We start from the raw sequence: 19,740 nt of genomic DNA on the forward strand, positions 1-19,740 counted from the left end.
TTCGGCCAGGGTGAGCCAGGGAGCAATCGGACACACGGGGCCATGTTTTTGAGGAGACAGCACACACCATGGCCGCATTCAATTACCGTGACCTCATCCGCCAAGTGCCGCCGCGCAGCTGGCAGTTCTACTTTCAGGCCCGGGGCATCGCACTGCCCGAGGGCGCCGACTGGACGCAAGAGGCTGCGTCCCTGCACCAGCCGATTCTGCAAGCACTGGAGGCGCTCCACGAATCGCAGCAGAACCCCATCTATACCGAGCTGCGCAGGGTCAAGGCCCTGGCGAACCAACGCGGCATCCAGGCGTTGAGCAACGCCGTGCCGCTGGGCGATGCGATGCTCGAGGACTTCGAGCACCACGTAAGCGACGCCGAGCGCGCCTTGTGGGCACTGGCCAACTGGCCCCAGCGCTTCGATATCGCTGAGGCCTTTCTGCGCGCCAATGCACAAGTGGGTGGCCGCAGCTGGCGCCGGCTTTATCTGCCACCGGCGCAGGTGCTGCATTGCCAGCCCGAAGACATCGATGGCCTGCGCAAAACGCTCGCCCTGGCCTTCACACCAAAGAAGGGCCGCCCCCGTGCCTGCGAGATCGATGTGCTGACGCGTCACCTCGATGGCGGTGTGCAGCTGGACATCCGCATCGAGGACAACCTGCAGCGCAGCCTGGAGTTTGGCCCGGACGACTGCACCATCTGGCGCGATGTGCGTCCGCCCTTGACGATGACGGTGATCTTGTATCCAGCCAACGGTGTCATCGACCTGCTTGTGCCCGGCGGCAACTCGGCGCGCAAGAAACTGCTGGCCCCACTGGGCCAGTATGTGTTCCGCAAGCCCATTGTGCCCATCGCGGTGCCGCAACCGATGTTCCTGCTCAACCGCCTGCGCCAGGGCGTGTGGCCCGATGAGCACAGCGGTCTGGATCTGCGTGACTACGGCGTGGGCAAGGCGCGGCTGTCTGAATGCCGCGTGAGTGCGATTCAGCCGCCGGCCTGCGACTTCATCATCAAGCCGCCCGGGGACAAGGACAGTCCCGATGCGCTGGAGTGCGTGCGCGCCAAAAAAACCGATGTGCTGATGAGCCAGGGCTTCGACATCCTCGATGCGGTGGTCAGCCTGTACTTCGAGCCTGCCGACGGCGCCAAGCAGCACCGGGTGCTGCACATCCGCGTCAAGCCGACCGGGATTGCCAATTTGCGCGAGATGGAAGAGGCCGACGTCCATCTGGCAGAAGCCCTGCTGCGTGCCCTGGGCGTGATGCAAGACCCGCCCACGCCGGTGGCAGCCGATGAGCCTGTTGCCGACAGTGAGGTTCTGTGAGCGAAGGCCCGATCAACGCACCTGCACTGGCCGAACTCTGTGCCTTGCTGGAGACGCCCGACCAGCAGCTGTTGCCTGATGCGGTGGGGCTGGGCGGACGCGCTGTGCTGTACCAGCGTCTGCGCGACTGCGAGGCGCTAAGCCTGGCCGCAGAAATGGCGCCCGAGGTCCTGTGCCCGGATTGCCGCGAACACCGGGTGCGACCGCAACCGCTCGCCGGCGCCCCTGGACGCTACCGGGCGCTGTGCTTTGAGTGCGGGGAGATGGAATTGCCCAAGGCGCAGGTGCGGCTGTGGCAGGCCCATCCGGGCAAGGTGGCGGATTGGTTGCTCCAGGCCTTGGGATTGCGAGGCCGACACTCCCTTACCGAAATCATCCCGGGCGTGCTCTGGCACCTGGGGGAGCTGGAGATTCGCCGACACCGGCGCAGTTTCTTCTTCGGCTGTCGGCTGGTCAGCGACCCCGTGCAGGCACGCGCCCAACTGACCGAGTTGGCTGCACCTGGCACAGAGGCGGTGATCACCACCACCGAGGCGGCGCTGCTCAGGACTTCGCCCCTGGCCGACTGTCGCTTGATTGCCCTGCGCGCGGTGGCCCAGCTGCGCAAGGGGCATCTCACGCTGGAGTCGCTTGACGGGTATTTCGATGGCCTGGCGCCGCCTCTGACCAGCGACGAAACCTCGCTGCGGCTGCTGCACACCCGGCGTGTCGTGCTGATCGGCGGCGCAGAGCACAAGCTCTCGCCGCAGGTGTATGGCTTCCTCAAGGTTCTCGAAGACGCCGATGGCGACGAAGTACACAAGCGGGAAATCGCGCAGGCGCTGGGGATCTCGGAGACCTTCCGTTACGCCGACATCAAGAAGCGCCACAAGGCGGTGTTCGACACCTTCGTGCAATCCGACGACAAGGGCCACTTCTGGCTGCGTCCGGAGTTTCTGATTCTGGAAAGGGGGTGAGCCAACGACAAGACAGCCTCGTGACCCTCTTTGTTTCTTGATCTCTATCCATTGAAAAGGACTCCATCATGACCGGAAAAAACCAACACGTTGTCCCCCGTGAAGAAGGCTGGGCCGTTCGCGGCGAAGGCAATACCCGAGACACCTCTCTGCACCGCACGCAGGCCGAGGCCGAGCGCGCCGCACGCGAGATTGCCATCAATCAAAAAAGCGAAGTCTTGATCCATGGGGAGGATGGGCGCATCCGTGAGCGCAACAGTTACGGCAACGACCCTTACCCACCCAAAGGCTGATCGCTAACAGCGCTATCCCGCGAGCCCGGACTGACCCTCCGGGCTTTTTTTCGCCTGGTGGGCAACTTGCCTACCCCTTTGCCCACCCCTCCGGGTATCCCTGAAACGTCGCAGGCCACAGCTGCACCTGGCTCAAGCGCTGCCAATCCCCTGAATCCACCGGTTTCTCGTTGCCCCGCCCGTCCGGCATCGCCTGACGGGCTTTTTTGCGTCTGGCCGGTGGCAAACCCCCTATTTACCAAATCTGCCCACCCTTTCCGTCCACTTTGCCCACCGGTTTGCCCACCCCCTGGTTGGGACCATGGCCCTGCAATTTTGCACATGACAACAGGAGCCAAAACGTGAGCATCAAGCACCTGAATCAACGCCAACTGGCCGAGCGCTGGGGCGTGAGCGAAGCCAGTCTGGAGCGCTGGCGCACCGAGGGCATTGGCCCGATCTTCCTGAAACTGCAAGGCCGCATCGCCTACCGCCTGGAGGACGTCGAGGCCTTCGAAGCGCAGAACCTGCACAAGAGCACGACCGAGCGCGTCAGCCCAGGAGGTGTGGCATGAGCGCACGCCTGAATGCCGGGGTGGGCACGAATCTGCCCACCCCTTTGCCCACCCCCCTCGCAGCCGCGCTGGAGACCTCCGGCGTCCATCCGTTCCTCGACCTCTCGGCCCAGGTCATCCGTGACCTGCCGCTGGAGAACGTTGCCGCCCTACAGCGCTTCATCAGCGACGCCAAGTCCGAGCTCGCCACCCTGAGCGCCATGGTGCAGACCGGCCTGGAGATGCGCTACGCCGATGCGGCCCGCGCGCAACTGCTCGCAAAAGGCCAAGACACCGGTACCACGCATCTCCAGGACGCCGGCTTCGACATCACTGTCGAGATCGGCAAGGACGTCAAGTGGGAGCCCAAAGGCCTGACCGAGCTGGTGGCCAAGATCGAAGCCACCGGTGGCGATCCGCGCGAGTACGTCGAAATCAAGTATTCGGTGTCGGAAGCCAAGTTCAAGGCCTGGCCCCAGACCCTGCGCGCACCGTTCGAGGCCCTGCGCACCGTGACGCCCAAGGCACCGAAGTTCGTGCTGCGCCGCATGGATGCGAATGGGGAGGGCCAGTGATGAGCACTGCCTACCCCCTGCATCCGGCCGCCGAACTCTTCCCGGTCATGGATGAGGCCGCTTTCACCGCTCTGGTGGCGGACATCGCCGCCCACGGCCAGCGCGAACCCATCCTCATTCTGGATGGCCAGGTCATCGATGGTCGCCACCGGCTGCGGGCATGCGAGCAACTGGGACTGGAGCCCCTGGTGCGCCAGGTCAGCGCCGATGACGGTGATCCCTTTGCGCTGGTGGTCTCGCTCAACCTGCATCGGCGCCATCTCTCCGAGAGCCAGCGGGCCATGGTTGCTGCCCGGCTGGCCAGCCTGGGCAGAGGTCGCCCCAGCGCTTCCCGGCCACTGGCAGGTTTGACCCAGCCTCATGCAGCGCAGTTGCTCAATGTCGGTGAGCGCAGTCTGCAGCGTGCGCGTGTGGTGCTCGAGCACGGCATGCCTGAGCTGGGCGCTGCTGTCGAGTCCGGCGCCATTCCTGTGCGTCTAGCCGCTCAGTTGGCACAACTGCCTGCCAGTCAGCAGCGCCTGATGCTGACCAAGAGCCCGCAGGAGATCCGCGACATCGCCAGAGAGGTGCAGACCCGCATCGAGCAGGCCGGCGTGTGTGGTGCCTCGGCGGTGAGGATCTTCGAGCGGGTGGCGGCTGAGCAGCAGCTCTGCGGAGCCGACCAGATGGCGGTGGTCGAGGCGATCAAGGCCGAGCAGACACCGCTGCCCTCGCCAAGCGAGGCCCGCCGCCTGGCTGAGCAAAGCTGCTCCTTGGTGCTGGGCTCGGACGGGCGCTTCCACGGGGCCACGGTCTGCGCCGAATCGACGGCAGACGCCGAGCGCTGGCTGGCCCTGCGCGAAGGACTGGAGTCGCTGTGCCGCATCGATGTGGACGCCCAGTCCCTGATGGGATGCGTGCCGCACTACCAGAAGAAGAACCTGAGCGGTTGGCTGTCACGGGTGATGCCCCTGATCACCACCTTCGACCTGCTGTGGAAGGAGGCTCGCCATGCGTGAAGTGAACTTCGGCTGGTTGCGCGAGGCCGTGCGCAAGGAAATCCGCAACGCCTTCGAGGTGCAGGGCTACGCCAGGCCGCGAGAGGTGGCCCAGGTGGTCTGTGCGCTGTACCGCAAAGGCGTGAGCCAGATGGGCGAGCGGCTGGTCGAGAACGCCATTGCCGCCATGGCCCGCCGTGAGCTCAAGCGCTACCCGGCCATCACTGAGCACGCCCAACTGCGCGTGCCCGGCATTCCCGGTGCGTTGATGGCCCATCTACCGCCGGCGATCAGCGTCCCGGTGTCGGGCGTGGACGAGGAGGCGCTCAGCGAAGACAGCGTCATCTACAAGCCGCTCTCCCGTGCTGCCCTGGCCGACATCGATGCCCACCTGGAGCTGCTGGCAGCGCAGATCAGCGCCGACACCCGTCGCCACAGCACCTTGCGTGAATTGCGCGACATGGCTGTGGCCGCCGGCGCCGATGCAAGCGAACCCCTTCTCACCGCCCTTGAATCCCTGAGTGAACAGGAGAACCTGTCATGACCCTTCCCATCATCAGCGCTGACCAGCGCTTGTCAGAAAAACGCTGCGCCAAGGTCGCCCTCGTCGGTGTGCCGGGCGCGGGCAAGACCTCCCAGATCCGCACCCTGGATGCCGAGCGCACCTTGCTGGTGGACACCGAGGCCGGCGATCTGTCGATCTTGGACTGGGCCGGCGACACCCTGCGCCCGCGCACCTGGCCGGAGTTCAAGGACCTGGTGGTGTTCCTTGCCGGGCCGAGCCCGAGCGCCTCACCCGAGCAGGCCTTTTCGCAGGCGCACTTCGACCACGTCTGTCAGAAGTACGGCGATCCGGCGCAGCTGGCCAAGTACGACACCTACTTCGTCGACAGTCTGACCGTGCTCTCGCGGATGTGCCTGGCCTGGTGCAAGACGCAGCCGGCCGCCTTCTCCGAGAAGACCGGCAAGCCCGACACCCGGGGCGCCTATGGCCTCTTGGGCACCGAAATGATCGGCGCGCTCACGCACCTGCAGCACGTGCGGGACAAACACGTCATCTACGTCTGCATCCTCGAAGAGAAGTTGGACGACTTCAATCGCCGCATCTACCAGCTGCAGCTCGAAGGCGCCAAGACCTCGGCCGAGCTGCCGGGCGTGCTCGATGAAGTGATCACGCTGGCCATCTTGAAGGCCGACGACGGTACGCCGTACCGCGCTTTTGTCACCGGCGCAGACAACACCTGGGGCTTCCCGAGCAAAGACCGCAGCGGTCGGCTCGACCCCATCGAAGAACCCCACCTCGGAAAGCTCATCGCCAAGTGCCTCGGCCGCGATGCCGTTGCTGCGCACGCCACCGCTTTTCCGACCGCCACCCCCGATTTCCACGCATCCCAGGAGTAACCCGCCATGTCCAACTGGAACGATTTCAACGACGCTGAACAGCAGCAGTCCTTCGACCTCATCCCGCGCAACACGGCGGTCAAGCTGCGCCTGAGCATCAAGCCGGGCGGTTTCGATGATCCGGCACAGGGCTGGACCGGCGGCTGGGCCACGCAGAGTTTCGAGACCGGTGCGGTTTACCTCGCCTGCGAAGGCGTGGTGATGGAAGGCCCGTTTGCCAAACGCAAGATCTGGTGGAACGTCGGTCTGCACAGCGCCAAGGGACCAACCTGGGGGAACATGGGCCGCACCTTCATCAGGGCGGCGCTCAACTCCGCGCGCAACGTACATCCGGCGGACAACAGCTCTCAGGCGCAGGCTGCCCGTCGCATCAGCGGCTTTGCCGACCTGGATGGCCTGGAGTTCGCCGCCCGCATCGACATCGAGAAGGATGGCCGAGGCGAGGACCGCAACACCATCAAGGCCGCCATTGAGCCAGACCACAGGGACTACGCCCTGGTCATGGGGGTGATGCCCAGGGGTGGCATGGGCAATACGGGCGCCGGTCAGTCGGGTGCACCGGCAGCAGTCGTGGCCCCAAGCTACACGCCACCAGCTGCCCACACCCCTTCATCGCGTCCAGCCCCAGCCACCGTCCCCAGCGGCAAGCCCGCCTGGGCGCAGTGAGGGAGGGCGTGACGATGATGAGCACACCTATCCTGACCACCAGCCACTACGGCGTGGTGCGTTTCGGTGACCTGGCGGTGGAAGCCGTGGTGCTGGAAGACGGCACCCGTGGCTATGTGCAGCGGCAACTGGCCACCGCCATCGGCCTGCACGAATCGCGCCGGGGCAGCCAACTCAAAGCCCTGCTGTCCGATGTCGCCCCCGGTGCAGCGGAGGTCTTGCAGGAAAACGCCTGCAGCATCCGCCTGCCCTCGGGGCAGACCACGGCGTTCTTTCCGGCTGGGGTCATCAGCGAGGTCGCCTCGGGCGTGATCGACGCTGCCCTGGAAGGTCGACTGCACCGCAAACGCCAGCACCTGGTGCCCAACTGCCAGCGCATCCTGAAGGCCCTGGCCAAGACCGGTGAGGTCGCGCTGATCGACGAGGCCACCGGCTACCAGTACCACCGTGCCCCCGATGCGCTGCAGGCCTTGATCTCGCGCTTGCTGCGCGAACGGGTGGCCAGCTGGGAGCGGCGCTTCAGCCCCGACTACTACCGGGCGCTGTTTCGCCTGTTCGGCTGGCACTACCTGGGCCATCAGCAGAACCCGCCGGCGGTGATCGGCCAGATCACCTTGCGCTGGGTGTACGACGTGATCATGCCCCGCGAAATCATCGAGGAGATCAGGAACCGCAAGCGCCTGTCCGACAAGGCGCACCAGTGGCTCTCCGAAGGCGGTCTTGCTTTGCTGGAAAAGCAGATCCACGCGGTGACCATGATCGCGCGCTCGTCGATGACTTACCGGGACTTCGACACCCGCTGCGCCACGGCGTTTGGCAGCCAGCCGCTGCAGATGACCCTCTTTATCGGTGCGTTGGAGGGAGGGCAATGAATGGCCGGCCAATGTTGGGCTTGCAAGCGACAGGCCCGTGGCCTCGGCCACAGCGACAACCGATTCCGGGTGGGCGAATCGCGCCGGTACCCGATGGATTGGGTCTTCTGCAGCCGCAAATGCCAGGACGCGTTTCACGCGCTCTACGGCCAGTGGCTTCGAACCGACCCCAGGCAGGAGGACGTGCTCATGGTTGACCCGACCGAATTCGAGCGCGCGGCGATGCGCGCCTGCCTGAAGTGCTTCGGCGAGGCCGCCGGCGAGATCGGCTTTGACAAACCGCTGGGTCACTACAGCGAGGCCGAGGCCTTGCAGGTGATCGAAGCGATTGTGACCGGCTGGACGGAGGCCATGGCGGCTCACCACCAACAGGCGAAATATCCGCCGGTGCGCGGCATTGAGCCGTATGAAACGCAGGCGCCGCAGCCGGTGGTCAAGTTGGAGCCAGCCTCGGCAACGATCACCTTCGATCCGGCGAATCCCTTCGCTGATCTGGAGGACGACCTGCCCTGGGAGACTGGGGAGCCGGTGGTCGCCAAGCCGGACAAGCGTGGGAGGGCGAAGTGATGCAGAAAGACGCCACTCATCAGCCGAACACAGGGCGGTGCGTCGTTCGGCGCAAGCCTCTCCCCTTATCGGTACGGCTTTGGAGCCGCGTTGATCTGGGTGCAGGTCCCGATGGTTGTTGGCTGTGGCTGGGTAGCACCAACGTAAGGGGCTATGGACAGATCCGTCGCGAGCCAGAGGGCAATGCGCTTCGAGGCGCAAAGACCACCACTCACCGCGCAGCGTGGGAGCTTACCTACGGCCCTATCCCTGATGGGCTGCATGTCTGCCATCGCTGCGATACGCCACGTTGTGTGAATCCGGCGCACCTCTGGCTTGGGACACACGCCGAGAACCTGGCTGACATGAAGGCCAAGGGGAGAGCAGCTCGCGGCGAGCGTAGCAGTTCAGCACGTCTGAACAGCAAACAGGTACAGGTCATCAAGCGCCTGCTTGCAGTTGGTGCGTGCACACCCAAAGAGCTATCGGTGCTGGCTGGGGTGACGCCCGGCGCCATCGATGCGATCAAGCACGAAAAAACATGGAGGCATATCGATGCTGGACTTTAATCACAGGCCGGCCTTCCACGAGAGGGTGACGGGCTTCATCGATACGGCGCTGGATGTTGAACGTGCCGGGCAGACCCCGCGCGACTACCTTGGTGCTTCGCGTCTGGGCGTGGCCTGCGAACGGGCGCTTCAGTACGAGTACGCTGGTGCGCCGGTTGATCCCGGCCGTGGTTTCTCAGGTCGCATCCTGCGGGTATTCGAGGTCGGCCATGTGCTGGAGGACTTAGCCGTGCGCTGGCTGCGCATGGCGGGTTTCGAGCTGCACAACCAGAAGGTCAACGGCAGCCAGTTTGGCTTCTCGGTGGCGGGTGGCCGGATCAAGGGCCACGTCGACGGGATCATCACGGCGGCACCACCAGAGCTGGGGCTTTCTTTCCCGATGCTCTTCGAGTGCAAGACCATGGCTGACAAGCACTGGAAAGCCTGCGCCAAGTCTGGCGTGGCGCTCACCAAGCCGGTCTATGCCGCGCAGATGGCCACTTACCAGGCCTACATGGAAGGCACGGTCGAAGGCATCAGCCATAACCCGGCGCTCTTTACCGCCATCAACAAGGATACCCAGGAGCTGTGGTTCGAGCTGGTCCCCTTCGATGCCGCACTGGCGCAGAAGATGTCCGACCGGGCGGTGCGGGTGATTCAGGCGACCGAGGCCGGTGAGCTCTTGCCGCGCGCTTTCGCCGAGGCCAGCCACTTCGAGTGCAAGTTTTGCAGCTATGCGCAGCGCTGCTGGGGAGGTGCGCAATGAGCACAGCTTCCAAGCGCGCCAGCGCACGCAAGACCTACCGCACCGAGTGGGTGGATCGCTGGTCGCCACCCAAACCCCTGGTCGGGCTGCAGGCCATCGAGAAGGTGCTCAATCGCCACACCTTCCTCGTGTGCCCAGAGTCCCGGCTGGTGGTGGCGGTGCTCGCCCGCGCCATCCACGACAGCCTCAGTCTGACCAACCGCCGGATGCGGCGCGAAGCAAGGCGTTTTCTGCTCGGGGACGACCTCACGCTCTGGTGTGACCTGGTTGGCTTGCATCCGGACTTCGTGCGCTTCGTTGCACGCAAGGCCGGCTACCTCGCCGACGAGAAGGCGCATTGGCAGAAGGTCCCGCTCAAGGTGCCGGTGCAAAGCGCACCCACCGAGCCGGTGGTCAGCGCCAGCAGCGCCCCCGTGCATTCCATCACCTGCCATGCCCACAACCATCCGCCACAGGGAGGACTGATCCATGCTTGATTTCAATTCGGTGCCGCCGCAGGCCTTCCCTGTCGGTGGTGATCCCAACGCACAACGCGACGCCATCCGTGCCGATCTGCTGGCGCGGCTGGAGTCGGTGCTGATGACGCTGCTGCCAGCCGGCAAGAAGCGTGGCCAGAAGTACCTGGTCGGCGATGTGCTGGGCAGCCCTGGCGACAGCCTGGAGGTGTCACTCAAGGGTGAAACCGCTGGCCTGTGGCACGACCACGCCACTGGCGAAGGCGGTGACATCTTCGATCTGATCGCCGCCCACCACGGGCTCGACACCCAGGCGGACTTTGCCCGGGTGCTCGAGATCGCCGGGCAACTGGTGGGGCGAGCCACCAGCCATCCGCCGAAGCGCAAGAAGGCCGAAGCCCCGGTCGACGAGCTGGGTCCGGCCACGGCCAAGTGGGACTACCTGGATGCCGCCGGCAACCTGATCGCCTGCGTGTATCGCTACGACCCGGCCCCGGGCCGGAAAGAGTTCCGCCCCTGGGATGCCAAGCGCCGCAAGATGGCGCCACCCGAGCCGCGCCCGCTCTACAACCAGCCGGGCATCGTTGCTGCCGAACAGGTGATCTTGGTCGAGGGCGAGAAATGCGCGCAGACTTTGATCGAGGCCGGCATCGTGGCGACCACCGCGATGCACGGCGCCAATGCGCCGGTCGACAAGACCGACTGGTCACCGCTGGCGGGCAAAGCTGTGCTCATCTGGCCGGATCGGGACAAGCCGGGATTCGGTTATGCCGAGGCCGCCTCGCAAGCCGTGCTCATGGCGGGAGCCACCTCCTGCGCCATCCTGCTGCCACCCGACGATAAGCCCGAGGGCTGGGATGCAGCGGATGCCTTGGCGGAGGACTTCGATGTCGCGGGTTTCATCGCCACCGGACCGCGCATTACGGTGCAGCCTCTGGGCGATGGAGCTGATCTGCCGGAGTACGACGGGCAGGCCGACCACGATGGCGATGCCACGGTGTGGGGGACTGAGGATGCCCTGGCAGTCAGCTTCACCCGGCGCTACCAGCGCGACTGGCGCTACATCGCGGCCTGGGGCAAATGGCTGATGTGGGATGGCCAGCGCTGGCGGGCCGAGGAGACCTTGGCAGCGACTGATCTCATCCGTCACGTCTGTCGCCACGCAGCGGTGCGCGCGGACAGCAGCAAGGTCGCGGCCAAGCTCGCGGCCAGCAGCACCGTGGGTGGGGTAGAACGTCTGGCGCGCTCGGACCGTCGGCACGCGGCGACTACCGATGAGTGGGATGCGGATATTTGGCTGATCAACACGCCGGGTGGCGTGGTGGATCTGCGCACCGGCCGGATGCGCCCGCACGACCGTGCCGACCGGATGACCAAGATCGCTTCGGCCACCTTGGTGCCGGGCAGCACCTGCCCGACCTGGATGCGCTTTCTGGAGCAGGTCACGGGCGGCGATGCCGAGCTGCAGTCCTACCTGCAGCGGATGTTCGGCTACTGCCTGACCGGGGCGACCAGTGAGCACGCCTTGTTCTTCCTCTACGGCACCGGGGCCAACGGCAAGTCGGTGTTCGTGAACACGCTCTTTACCCTGCTCGGTGACTACGCCGCCAACGCGCCCATGGACACCTTCATGGAAACGCGCGGTGACCGGCACCCGACCGATCTGGCCGGGCTGCGCGGTTCGCGTTTCGTCGGCGCGACCGAGACCGAACAAGGCCGGCGCTGGAACGAGTCGAAGATCAAGGAGATCACCGGTGGCGACCGGGTGTCCGCACGCTTCATGCGCCAGGACTTCTTCACCTATGTCCCGCAGTTCAAGTTGGTGATCGCCGGCAACCACAAGCCGGCCATCCGCAATATCGACGAAGCGATGCGCCGCCGTCTGCACCTGATCCCCTTCACGATCACCGTGCCCCCGGAAAAGCGCGACAAGCAACTGCAGACCAAGTTGCTGGCTGAGGCCAATGGGATCTTCAGCTGGGGTGTTGAGGGCTGTCTGGCCTGGCAGCGGGAGGGGCTCAAACCACCGAAACCCGTGCTTGATGCCACCGATGAGTACTTCGAGGCGGAAGACGCGCTGGGCCGCTGGCTCGAAGAGCGCTGCGTGCGCCACCCGAACGCCAAGGCGCTGACCGCCGAGCTTTTCACCGACTGGAAGCAGTGGGCCGAAGCCGCCGGCGAATTCGTCGGCTCGCAAAAGCGCTTCGCCGATCTGCTGCTCACACGGGGGCTGGAGAAGTGGCGCAACGGGATGGGGCTGCGCGGATTCCGGGGTGTGGGTCTCAAGGAGCCCCCGAAAGACCGCTTCACCCCCTACGCCGACAACTGACCCGAAACATGAATCTGGGCAGGACTGACAGATCAGACAGGGCTACTGATTTACGCCTACACGCGCACACGCGTAAGAGGTTAATCGGCAACTCTGTCGGATCTGTCAGACCGCCCCCAAAAACAGGACTGACGAATATGACGACAACGATTTTGGCCCTCGATCTGGGCACCACCACGGGCTGGGCATTGGTCGACCGCGACGGACTGATCAGCGGTGGCAGCGAATCCTTCAAGCCGCAGCGCTTCGAAGGTGGCGGAATGAGATACCTGCGCTTCAAACGCTGGCTGACCGACATCAAGCAGTGTGCCGATGGCATCAACTGGGTGGTGTTCGAAGAGGTGAGGAAACACGCCGGCGTCGATGCCGCACACGCCTATGGCGGCTTCATGGCGCATCTGACGGCCTGGTGCGAGCATCATCAGATCCCGTACCAGGGCGTGCCGGTGGGCACGATCAAGAAGCATGCGACTGGCAGGGGCAATGCCGGCAAGATCGAGATGATCGCGGCAGCCAAGGCGCGCGGCATCGAACCGGTCGACGACAACCACGCCGATGCGCTGGCACTGTTGGACTGGGCGATGGCCCAAGGAGGTGTGGTATGCGCATAAACACACCTTCGATTCCCTGCTCTTTGGGCAGGATGGCACCGCAGTCGCCGGCCAACGCCGAAGAACTGCGTGCGATGCGCGCAGCGGCCTGGCACAAGCAAGGCATCGTCGTGGTGCCGCTGGACGACATCTACGACGACTGGGACCGGGCGTTCCTGACCGGCATCGCCACCAAGCTCTACGGAGCGCGCACCACAGCATCCCGCAAGAGCACGCCTTGGGCCGAGGGCGAGGTGATCGACCGGGGTGATGGCGAGACCTGGACGGTGGTGGCGACCACGGCTAAGTCGATCACTGTGCAGCGTGACCGTGACGGTGCGCTGGCGACCCTCGGGCAACTTGGGGAGGGCCGGCCATGACCAAGAAGACCCAACGCGCCAAGGCACGAGCCGAACGCAAACCACCCATCGGCCATGAACTGATCCGCCCGGACGGCAGCGTCATCCGCTACGTACGCGAGGAGGACGATGACTGCAAGCCCGTCGATCACTACCGCACGGTGGACACGCTGGCGCTGATGCTCCGAAACGGCAGCATCACCGGCGCCATGCACGACGCCGGTCAGCAGTTCTCGCAGGACTTTGCCCGGGCCTTTGCCAGTGGTGTCGCCAGCAGCCGACTCGATGGTCTGCCTTGTGGAACAGCCCCCGGAGAGATGTTGATCGAGCGTAACGCCAGTGCCGCCCGTGCGGTTCGGGATGCACTGGACGCTGTGGGAGGCAGTGGCAGTCCAGCCGGGGCGGCGCTGTGGTACGTGGCGGGGCTGCAGATGTCGATCCGCGATTGGGCTCAGCGTGAAGGCTGGAATGGTCGACGGCAGGATCGGGATGAGGCCAAGGGCTATCTGGTGGCAGCCCTTGGGGTGTTGGCCCGGTACTACGGCTATGAGCGTTCGGGACCGCCACAACACCGACGGCGTCCTGAGTCGACCAGTCCATCGGTCTGAGCACAGAGGCCTTGATCAGATACGGTCAGGGTCTTTCGTTTATTGCGTTTGTCGTTTATTTCGTTTATCATCACAGACCGGCGCAGGAAACAGACACCAAGGAGAGCACGATGACCACGACCCAACTACCGCAGACGATGCCCACAGCCGAAGAGGTGGCGCTGGCTCGCGAGAGCGGGCGGGCGCTCTCGGCCTATCTGCAGATGCGTTCAGAAACCCAGCAGATCGAGATTTTCGATGACAAGGGCGCTGCTCACCCGGTGCGCGTTCCGATGTCGGCCCTGCGCTTGCTGGTCGATGTCTTGACCGAGATCGGCGAGGGCAACGCCGTCAGCATCATCCCGGTCCATGCCGAACTGACCACCCAAGAGGCGGCCGATGTTCTCAACGTATCGCGCCCGCACTTGGTGAAACTGCTGGAAAGCAAGGAGATTCCGTTCCACAAGACGGGCACACATCGCCGCGTGCGTTACCAGGACGTGATTGCCTACAAGGAGCGCATCGATGCTGAGCGGCGCAAGGCTCTGGATGCACTGGCCGAGCAGGCTCAGGAACTGGGAATGGGTTACGAATGAGTTCGCACTTCACGGTCGTCTACGACGCGTGCGTACTCTACCCCGCGCCGCTGCGGGATCTGCTGATGCGACTGGCGCTCACGGACCGGTTCCGTGCGCGCTGGTCAAACACCATTCACGACGAGTGGATTCGCAACCTGCTCAAGCAGCGCCCAGAACTCGATCCTGCTGCGCTGGAAAAAACCCGCACCCTGATGAATTCGAATGTGCGCGATAGCCTGGTCGAAGGTTTCGAGCATCTCATCCCAGCCATCGAGTTGCCCGATCCCGATGATCGCCATGTCGTGGCTGCCGCCATCCATAGCGGGGCTGAGACCATCGTCACGTTCAACCTGAAGGACTTTCCGGCTGGCGCATTGGATCGCTATAACCTGGACGCCCAGCACCCGGACGACTTCATTGTGGATCTGTTCGACCTTCACCCCGCATCGGTTCTGCAGGCATTAGCCGAGCAGCGCGCCTCCCTCAAAAAGCCACCCAAGACCGCTGACGAGTTTCTCGACATCCTGCTCAAGCAAGGGCTGACGCAAACCGTCTCGATCCTCAAGGACTGGAAAGTCGCCTTCTGAAATTTTTTTGAGGGTAGTTCCCGAAACCTGATTGAATGCTGGCCCCCCACAAGGTACAGTATTCACGTACTGCTGATAACTGCGCCCACCGGGGAGACCTTGGTGGGCGTTGTCGTTTCTGGGCTGGGCGCTCGCCTGTCTGCCCAGCGCTGGAGACTCCCCCATGAAACTTCTCATCACCCGCCCGGTGGTCCTCACCGGCGCTGGCGGCGTGCGCTCGCTCGTCCCTGGCCTGACGGTTGAGGTCGATGCGGCCACTGCTGAACAGATCCTGGCGCAACAGGCTGGCATCCCAGCTGAACCGGCTACCCAGCCCGACACTCCAGCCACCCCACGCCGCCGGAAGTCCGCCGATGCTGAAACTTGATGTCACTGCCGATGTGGCCAAGGCCACCGAGTACCTGTCGGACGTGGCTCAGCGGCACGTTCCGAACGCCGCCGCCAAAGCCCTGACCCGAACGGCCTTCGATGCCCGTGATGCGGTGCGCGATAGTCTGCCCGAGCGCTTCAATCTGCGCCGGCCGTGGATCAGTCGGGGTATCGGCGTGACGCCGGCCAAGCCGCGCACCTTGATGGCCGAGGTCTGGTCGCGGGATCGCTTCATGGCGGCACAGGAGACGGGCGGCAGCCATCCCGATGCGCGACCCATTCCGGCCGGGCGGTTGCGCGAGATGGCCCAGAGCCGGGTGATCCCCAAGAGCCAGTGGCTCGATCAGGTCAAGAAAAAGCCCACCGTCTTCTACCGGGCGGGGATGCTGTTCGAGCGCCGTGACGAGCGGCGCATCCTCGCGCTCTACCTGCTGCGGCCCAAGGCCCAGATCAAGGTGCAGCCGCGACTGGGTATGGCCGAGACGGTACGCAGCGTGGCGCTGCGCGAGTACCAGCGGCAGATGGAACGGGCGCTGCGGGAAGAACTGGCGAAGGCCACGTGATGATGTCTGACGCATCTGACACATCTGACACATCTGACGGGTCCTCCCGGGCGATCTAAAAAGCGGGGGACGCGCCAACCACCCGGCTTGCCTAGCGCCAGCGACAAAAAGAGGTTGCCAGTTGCCACCCGTTTCCACGCCGAGGTGATCCACCCCTGACGAATTGATTGACCCGCCCGGCCCGGAGGAATGCGATGGGACTGTCCATCCGGGCCTATGCCCAACACCGTGGCGTGAGCCACACCGCTGTGGCCAAGGCCATCAAGGCCGGGCGCATCAGCGTCGAGCCCGACGGCAAGATCGACCCGGCCAAGGCCGATGCCCAGTGGGCGCGCAACACGCTGCCGTCGCAGAACCTGAACACCGGCGCCCCGAAACCTGCGACCAAGGTGGCAACCCCACCTGTTTCCACCCCGGTTTCCACGGCAGCAGTTGCCAACCGTGAGCTGCAGCCGCCTCTGGAAACCCGGGCTGCCGCGCCTGATTACCAGACCAGCCGCGCCATCCGCGAAGCCTACGCCGCGCGCCTGGCCAAGCTCGAATTCGAAGAACGCACGGGCAAGCTGCTCAACGCCGACGAGGTGAAGGTCAAGCACTTCAACCTCGCGCGGTTGCTGCGTGACCGCATCCAGCAAATTCCCCGCAAGCTCGCTCCACAGATCGTGGCGGCCGTGGTCGCTCAACCCGACCAGCGCGTGGTGGAAGACCTGCTGATGGAGGCGATCCGCGAAGCCCTGGAGGAACTCTCCCGATGACCGTCACCCCCGCCATGGCCAGCCGCATCGAGATGTGGCCACTGGATCGGCTCAAGCCCTACCAGAGAAATGCCCGTACTCACTCCGACACACAGGTGGCGCAGATCGCCGCCAGCATCGTCGAGTTTGGCTTTACCGCGCCGCTCTTGGTGTCGGACGACGGCGGCATTCTCGCCGGCCACGGTCGCCTGGCCGCCGCCAGAAAACTCGATCTGGACGCCGTGCCCGTGGTCGTGCTCGATCACCTGACGCCCACCCAGCGCCGCGCCTACATCCTGGCCGACAACCAGCTGGCGCTGCAGGCCGGATGGGATCAGGAACTGCTCGCCGTCGAGTTGGCTGACCTGTCAGCAGCGGGCTTCGATCTGGCATTGACCGGATTCAGCGATGAGGAACTGGCCGACCTGCTCGGCGATATCGAAGAGACCGAGCGCGCCGATGAGGCTGCGCCCATTGCCGAACCCGAGGATGAGGATATCCCGGAGGCACCGGCCAACCCGGTCAGCCAACCGGGCGACATCTGGCAACTGGGTGCGCACCGCCTCATCTGCGGCGACTCGATCGACCCGGCCGTAGTCGCTGCCCTGATGGCCGGCGACCGGGCGAGCCTGTGCTTCACCAGCCCACCCTACGGCCAGCAGCGCAACTACACGCAAGGCATCGCCGACTGGGATGCGCTGATGCGCGGGGTGTTCGCCAACCTGCCCATGGCCGGCGACGGCCAGGTGCTGGTCAACCTGGGCCTGATCCACCGCGACAATGAAGTGATCCCGTATTGGGATGGCTGGATCAGTTGGATGCGCACGCAAGGCTGGCGACGTTTTGGCTGGTACGTCTGGGACCAGGGGCCGGGGATGCCCGGTGACTGGGCCGGACGCCTGGCCCCCAGCTTCGAGTTCGTCTTCCACTTCAACCGCCAGAGCAGGAAGCCCAACAAGATCGTGCCGTGCAAACACGCCGGTCAGGACAGCCACCTGCGCGCCGACGGATCATCGACGGCGATGCGCGGCAAGGATGGCGAGGTCGGGGGCTGGACCCATGCCGGGCAGCCTACCCAGGACTACCGCATCCCGGACAGCGTGATTCGCGTGATGCGCCACAAGGGCAAGATCGGCCGGGACATCGACCATCCGGCCGTGTTTCCGGTGGCCCTGCCCGAGCACATCTTGCTGGCGTACTCGGACCCGGGTGATGTTGTCTTCGAGCCCTTCGGCGGCTCCGGTACCACGATCCTGGCCGCCCAGAAGACGAATCGCGTGGCCCGCGCCATCGAACTGGCCCCGTCCTACACCGACGTGGCGGTCAAGCGCTTCCAACAAAACCACCCCGACATCCCGGTGACCTTGCTGGCCACCGGACAGACCTTTGCCGAGGTCGAATCAGAACGACTGGAGAACACCGATGCAAGCCTGGCTCGCTGACAAACTGGAGCATTGGCCCATCGAGCGCCTGTTGCCCTATATCCGAAATGCCCGCACCCACTCCGAGGCCCAAATCGCGCAGATCGCGGCGAGCATCGCCGAGTTCGGCTTCACTGCGCCAATCCTGGCCGGGTCGGATGGCGTGATCGTGGCCGGTCACGGGCGTTTGGCGGCGGCGCGCAAGCTGGGGTTGGCGAGCGTGCCGGTAGTGGTGCTTGAGCATCTCACCCCAACCCAGCGTCGGGCTCTGGTGATCGCCGACAACAAGATCGCCGAGAACGCCGGATGGGACGAGGAACTGTTGCGTCTGGAGCTGGCCGAGTTGCAGGAGGCCGATTTCGACTTGGCGCTCACCGGCTTCGATGCCGACGAGTTGCTGGAGATCATGGCGGGCGAGGAAACCACTGCCGAGGGCCACACCGACGAGGATGCTGCTCCCGAGGTCCCGGTCACCCCAGTGTCTAAGCCTGGTGATGTCTGGATCATGGGCAAGCACCGGCTGCTCTGTGGCGACAGCACTGATGACGCGAGCTACGACACGCTGCTCGGCACCGAGCGGGTGGCGATGATCTTCCAAGATCCGCCGTACAACGTGGACTATGCCAACACGGCCAAGGACAAGCTGCGCGGCACCAACCGTCCGATCCTGAACGACAACCTCGGCGACGGATTCCAGGACTTCCTGCTGGCGGCGTTCAAGCCAGCGCTGGCCCGATGCAATGGCGCGGTCTACGTGGCGATGTCCTCATCGGAACTTGACACCTTGCAGTCCGCCTTCCGTGCTGCCGGTGGCAAGTGGTCGACCTTCATCATCTGGGCCAAGAACACCTTCACGCTCGGGCGCTCGGACTACCAGCGCCAGTACGAGCCGATCCTCTACGGCTGGCCCGAGGGAGCTACCCGCCACTGGTGTGGTGACCGCGACCAAGGCGATGTGTGGCACTTCAACAAGCCGCGCGTCAATGACCTGCACCCAACAATGAAACCGGTGGAACTGGTCGAGCGAGCGATCCGCAACTCCAGCCGACCGGGTGATGTGGTGCTCGATCCCTTCGGTGGCTCTGGCACCACGCTGATCGCCGCTGAGAAGTCCGGTCGCCAGGCGAGGTTGATTGAGCTCGACCCCAAGTACGTCGATGTGATCGTTCGTCGCTGGCAGGAATACGCTGGCTCACAGGCGGTGCGGGAAGCGGATGGGGTGAAGTTCGATGACCTGGTCGGCACAGCCGATTCTGCCGACGCCAGTGATATCGATGCCGAGGTGGCGCTGTGAAGCAGTCGCGCTGGATGTCGCTGGTGGAAGCCGTGACCAATATGCTGGTCGGCTACGGTGTGGCGGTGGCGACCCAATGGCTGGTGTTTCCCCTCTTCGGGCTTCACGCCACGCTGCAGGAGAACTTGCTGATTGGCCTCATCTTCACGGCCGTGTCGCTGGTCAGGAGCTACGTGCTGCGCCGGGTCTTTGAGGCGCTGCGCGTGCGTCAGTTATCCGGGAACTCAGGATAAAGATCACCGCTGCTGATGTCGGCAACATAGCTGACATGGCTGAATTCACCGGGTGCATCAGCCAGGATGACACCGCCGACTGACTGGATCGCAATGCCGTACTTGCGGGTGAGTGCCGTCAGTTCGGCGATGAACTGGTCGTAGTGGGTTTCGAGTTGTGGGTTGGTGGAGAGCGCGGCCACGTTGTACTCC

The 19,740-nt window shown here is 64.6% G+C and carries 27 protein-coding genes and 1 pseudogene; 27 read left to right on the plus strand and 1 reads right to left on the minus strand.

Going from position 1 to position 19,740, the window contains the following annotated elements:
- Positions 1-68: 68 nt before the first annotated feature.
- The 27 genes and pseudogenes from HND92_RS03680 (at position 69) to HND92_RS03805 (ending at position 19,548) form a co-directional block, all read left to right on the plus strand.
- The gene (locus HND92_RS03680; protein ID WP_172205960.1) at positions 69-1,316 is read left to right on the plus strand and encodes a hypothetical protein; all 1,248 of its coding nucleotides are present in this window, start codon (positions 69-71) and stop codon (positions 1,314-1,316) included.
- Complete coding sequence (locus tag HND92_RS03685; RefSeq protein WP_172205962.1) at positions 1,313-2,272, plus strand: hypothetical protein; 960 nt, start codon at positions 1,313-1,315, stop codon at positions 2,270-2,272. The genes HND92_RS03680 and HND92_RS03685 overlap by 4 nt, the downstream gene beginning before the upstream one ends.
- A gap of 68 nt (positions 2,273-2,340) precedes the next feature.
- Positions 2,341-2,565, plus strand: coding sequence for a DUF2188 domain-containing protein (locus HND92_RS03690; protein ID WP_172205964.1), 225 nt, complete (start codon positions 2,341-2,343; stop codon positions 2,563-2,565).
- 341 nt (positions 2,566-2,906) lie between these two features.
- A complete protein-coding gene (locus tag HND92_RS03695; RefSeq protein WP_172205966.1) occupies positions 2,907-3,119 on the plus strand; it encodes an AlpA family transcriptional regulator in 213 nt (70 codons plus the stop codon).
- Positions 3,116-3,673 carry a hypothetical protein gene (locus tag HND92_RS03700; protein WP_172205968.1) on the plus strand — a complete coding sequence of 186 codons (558 nt, stop codon included), beginning with the start codon at positions 3,116-3,118 and terminating at the stop codon, positions 3,671-3,673. Before HND92_RS03695 ends, HND92_RS03700 begins: the two co-directional genes overlap by 4 nt.
- A complete protein-coding gene (locus HND92_RS03705; RefSeq protein ID WP_172205970.1) occupies positions 3,673-4,671 on the plus strand; it encodes a ParB/RepB/Spo0J family partition protein in 999 nt (332 codons plus the stop codon). The genes HND92_RS03700 and HND92_RS03705 overlap by 1 nt, the downstream gene beginning before the upstream one ends.
- Positions 4,664-5,194 (plus strand): hypothetical protein, encoded by a 531-nt coding sequence (locus tag HND92_RS03710; RefSeq protein ID WP_172205972.1) that lies wholly within the window; start codon positions 4,664-4,666, stop codon positions 5,192-5,194. Before HND92_RS03705 ends, HND92_RS03710 begins: the two co-directional genes overlap by 8 nt.
- Complete coding sequence (locus tag HND92_RS03715) at positions 5,191-6,051, plus strand: ATP-binding protein (protein ID WP_172205974.1); 861 nt, start codon at positions 5,191-5,193, stop codon at positions 6,049-6,051. The genes HND92_RS03710 and HND92_RS03715 overlap by 4 nt, the downstream gene beginning before the upstream one ends.
- A gap of 6 nt (positions 6,052-6,057) precedes the next feature.
- Positions 6,058-6,717: a hypothetical protein gene (locus HND92_RS03720; RefSeq protein ID WP_172205976.1), complete on the plus strand. Its 660-nt coding sequence runs from the start codon at positions 6,058-6,060 to the stop codon at positions 6,715-6,717.
- A gap of 14 nt (positions 6,718-6,731) precedes the next feature.
- Positions 6,732-7,589: a P63C domain-containing protein gene (locus HND92_RS03725; RefSeq protein ID WP_371814845.1), complete on the plus strand. Its 858-nt coding sequence runs from the start codon at positions 6,732-6,734 to the stop codon at positions 7,587-7,589.
- On the plus strand, positions 7,590-8,156 hold the full coding sequence (locus HND92_RS03730) for a DUF6511 domain-containing protein (protein WP_172205987.1): 567 nt from the start codon (positions 7,590-7,592) through the stop codon (positions 8,154-8,156).
- Positions 8,156-8,482 (plus strand): annotated as a pseudogene (locus HND92_RS19295) (HNH endonuclease signature motif containing protein); the annotation flags it as partial. The gene HND92_RS03730 and the pseudogene HND92_RS19295, both read left to right, overlap by 1 nt.
- 18 nt (positions 8,483-8,500) lie before the next feature.
- Entirely contained in the window at positions 8,501-8,704 is a 204-nt protein-coding gene (locus HND92_RS19300) for a hypothetical protein (protein WP_253940161.1), read from the plus strand.
- The gene (locus HND92_RS03740) at positions 8,691-9,449 is read left to right on the plus strand and encodes a hypothetical protein (protein ID WP_172205991.1); all 759 of its coding nucleotides are present in this window, start codon (positions 8,691-8,693) and stop codon (positions 9,447-9,449) included. Before HND92_RS19300 ends, HND92_RS03740 begins: the two co-directional genes overlap by 14 nt.
- Positions 9,446-9,925 (plus strand): hypothetical protein, encoded by a 480-nt coding sequence (locus tag HND92_RS03745; RefSeq protein ID WP_172205993.1) that lies wholly within the window; start codon positions 9,446-9,448, stop codon positions 9,923-9,925. Before HND92_RS03740 ends, HND92_RS03745 begins: the two co-directional genes overlap by 4 nt.
- Positions 9,918-12,233 (plus strand): phage/plasmid primase, P4 family, encoded by a 2,316-nt coding sequence (locus tag HND92_RS03750; RefSeq protein WP_172205995.1) that lies wholly within the window; start codon positions 9,918-9,920, stop codon positions 12,231-12,233. Before HND92_RS03745 ends, HND92_RS03750 begins: the two co-directional genes overlap by 8 nt.
- A gap of 137 nt (positions 12,234-12,370) precedes the next feature.
- On the plus strand, positions 12,371-12,844 hold the full coding sequence (locus HND92_RS03755) for a crossover junction endodeoxyribonuclease RuvC (protein ID WP_172205997.1): 474 nt from the start codon (positions 12,371-12,373) through the stop codon (positions 12,842-12,844).
- A 32-nt stretch (positions 12,845-12,876) separates the two neighbouring features.
- Positions 12,877-13,203, plus strand: coding sequence for a hypothetical protein (locus tag HND92_RS03760; RefSeq protein ID WP_172205999.1), 327 nt, complete (start codon positions 12,877-12,879; stop codon positions 13,201-13,203).
- Entirely contained in the window at positions 13,200-13,790 is a 591-nt protein-coding gene (locus tag HND92_RS03765) for a hypothetical protein (protein WP_172206001.1), read from the plus strand. The genes HND92_RS03760 and HND92_RS03765 overlap by 4 nt, the downstream gene beginning before the upstream one ends.
- 110 nt (positions 13,791-13,900) lie before the next feature.
- Complete coding sequence (locus tag HND92_RS03770) at positions 13,901-14,365, plus strand: helix-turn-helix domain-containing protein (protein WP_172206003.1); 465 nt, start codon at positions 13,901-13,903, stop codon at positions 14,363-14,365.
- A complete protein-coding gene (locus tag HND92_RS03775) occupies positions 14,362-14,934 on the plus strand; it encodes a PIN domain-containing protein (protein ID WP_172206005.1) in 573 nt (190 codons plus the stop codon). The genes HND92_RS03770 and HND92_RS03775 overlap by 4 nt, the downstream gene beginning before the upstream one ends.
- 163 nt (positions 14,935-15,097) lie before the next feature.
- Positions 15,098-15,301, plus strand: a complete 204-nt coding sequence (locus HND92_RS03780) for a hypothetical protein (RefSeq protein WP_172206007.1) — start codon at positions 15,098-15,100, stop codon at positions 15,299-15,301.
- The gene (locus HND92_RS03785; protein WP_172206009.1) at positions 15,288-15,866 is read left to right on the plus strand and encodes a hypothetical protein; all 579 of its coding nucleotides are present in this window, start codon (positions 15,288-15,290) and stop codon (positions 15,864-15,866) included. The genes HND92_RS03780 and HND92_RS03785 overlap by 14 nt, the downstream gene beginning before the upstream one ends.
- A 194-nt stretch (positions 15,867-16,060) precedes the next feature.
- A complete protein-coding gene (locus tag HND92_RS03790) occupies positions 16,061-16,621 on the plus strand; it encodes a hypothetical protein (protein ID WP_172206011.1) in 561 nt (186 codons plus the stop codon).
- Entirely contained in the window at positions 16,618-18,042 is a 1,425-nt protein-coding gene (locus tag HND92_RS03795; RefSeq protein WP_172206013.1) for a site-specific DNA-methyltransferase, read from the plus strand. Before HND92_RS03790 ends, HND92_RS03795 begins: the two co-directional genes overlap by 4 nt.
- Positions 18,023-19,315 carry a site-specific DNA-methyltransferase gene (locus tag HND92_RS03800; protein ID WP_172206015.1) on the plus strand — a complete coding sequence of 431 codons (1,293 nt, stop codon included), beginning with the start codon at positions 18,023-18,025 and terminating at the stop codon, positions 19,313-19,315. Before HND92_RS03795 ends, HND92_RS03800 begins: the two co-directional genes overlap by 20 nt.
- Positions 19,312-19,548, plus strand: coding sequence for a hypothetical protein (locus HND92_RS03805; protein WP_172206017.1), 237 nt, complete (start codon positions 19,312-19,314; stop codon positions 19,546-19,548). Before HND92_RS03800 ends, HND92_RS03805 begins: the two co-directional genes overlap by 4 nt.
- Here HND92_RS03805 and HND92_RS03810 read toward each other — a convergent pair.
- The gene (locus HND92_RS03810; RefSeq protein WP_172205868.1) at positions 19,524-19,730 is read right to left on the minus strand and encodes a hypothetical protein; all 207 of its coding nucleotides are present in this window, start codon (positions 19,728-19,730) and stop codon (positions 19,524-19,526) included. The genes HND92_RS03805 and HND92_RS03810 overlap by 25 nt on opposite strands.
- Positions 19,731-19,740 lie beyond the last annotated feature (10 nt).

It is taken from the genome of Diaphorobacter sp. JS3050 (assembly GCF_013154915.1).
GTDB lineage: Bacteria > Pseudomonadota > Gammaproteobacteria > Burkholderiales > Burkholderiaceae_C > Diaphorobacter > Diaphorobacter nitroreducens.

Coding starts and splice junctions, on each gene's coding strand:
- HND92_RS03745 (WP_172205993.1), top strand. CDS start 9,446: ATGAGCACAGCTTCCAAGCGCGCCAGCGCACGCAAGACCTACCGCACC.
- HND92_RS03690 (WP_172205964.1), top strand. CDS start 2,341: ATGACCGGAAAAAACCAACACGTTGTCCCCCGTGAAGAAGGCTGGGCC.
- HND92_RS03710 (WP_172205972.1), top strand. CDS start 4,664: ATGCGTGAAGTGAACTTCGGCTGGTTGCGCGAGGCCGTGCGCAAGGAA.
- HND92_RS03780 (WP_172206007.1), top strand. CDS start 15,098: ATGAAACTTCTCATCACCCGCCCGGTGGTCCTCACCGGCGCTGGCGGC.
- HND92_RS03760 (WP_172205999.1), top strand. CDS start 12,877: ATGGCACCGCAGTCGCCGGCCAACGCCGAAGAACTGCGTGCGATGCGC.
- HND92_RS03775 (WP_172206005.1), top strand. CDS start 14,362: ATGAGTTCGCACTTCACGGTCGTCTACGACGCGTGCGTACTCTACCCC.
- HND92_RS03770 (WP_172206003.1), top strand. CDS start 13,901: ATGACCACGACCCAACTACCGCAGACGATGCCCACAGCCGAAGAGGTG.
- HND92_RS03715 (WP_172205974.1), top strand. CDS start 5,191: ATGACCCTTCCCATCATCAGCGCTGACCAGCGCTTGTCAGAAAAACGC.
- HND92_RS03680 (WP_172205960.1), top strand. CDS start 69: ATGGCCGCATTCAATTACCGTGACCTCATCCGCCAAGTGCCGCCGCGC.
- HND92_RS03750 (WP_172205995.1), top strand. CDS start 9,918: ATGCTTGATTTCAATTCGGTGCCGCCGCAGGCCTTCCCTGTCGGTGGT.
- HND92_RS19300 (WP_253940161.1), top strand. CDS start 8,501: ATGAAGGCCAAGGGGAGAGCAGCTCGCGGCGAGCGTAGCAGTTCAGCA.
- HND92_RS03725 (WP_371814845.1), top strand. CDS start 6,732: ATGATGAGCACACCTATCCTGACCACCAGCCACTACGGCGTGGTGCGT.
- HND92_RS03800 (WP_172206015.1), top strand. CDS start 18,023: ATGCAAGCCTGGCTCGCTGACAAACTGGAGCATTGGCCCATCGAGCGC.
- HND92_RS03755 (WP_172205997.1), top strand. CDS start 12,371: ATGACGACAACGATTTTGGCCCTCGATCTGGGCACCACCACGGGCTGG.
- HND92_RS03730 (WP_172205987.1), top strand. CDS start 7,590: ATGGCCGGCCAATGTTGGGCTTGCAAGCGACAGGCCCGTGGCCTCGGC.
- HND92_RS03740 (WP_172205991.1), top strand. CDS start 8,691: ATGCTGGACTTTAATCACAGGCCGGCCTTCCACGAGAGGGTGACGGGC.
- HND92_RS03790 (WP_172206011.1), top strand. CDS start 16,061: ATGGGACTGTCCATCCGGGCCTATGCCCAACACCGTGGCGTGAGCCAC.
- HND92_RS03765 (WP_172206001.1), top strand. CDS start 13,200: ATGACCAAGAAGACCCAACGCGCCAAGGCACGAGCCGAACGCAAACCA.
- HND92_RS03700 (WP_172205968.1), top strand. CDS start 3,116: ATGAGCGCACGCCTGAATGCCGGGGTGGGCACGAATCTGCCCACCCCT.
- HND92_RS03720 (WP_172205976.1), top strand. CDS start 6,058: ATGTCCAACTGGAACGATTTCAACGACGCTGAACAGCAGCAGTCCTTC.
- HND92_RS03705 (WP_172205970.1), top strand. CDS start 3,673: ATGAGCACTGCCTACCCCCTGCATCCGGCCGCCGAACTCTTCCCGGTC.
- HND92_RS03795 (WP_172206013.1), top strand. CDS start 16,618: ATGACCGTCACCCCCGCCATGGCCAGCCGCATCGAGATGTGGCCACTG.
- HND92_RS03785 (WP_172206009.1), top strand. CDS start 15,288: ATGCTGAAACTTGATGTCACTGCCGATGTGGCCAAGGCCACCGAGTAC.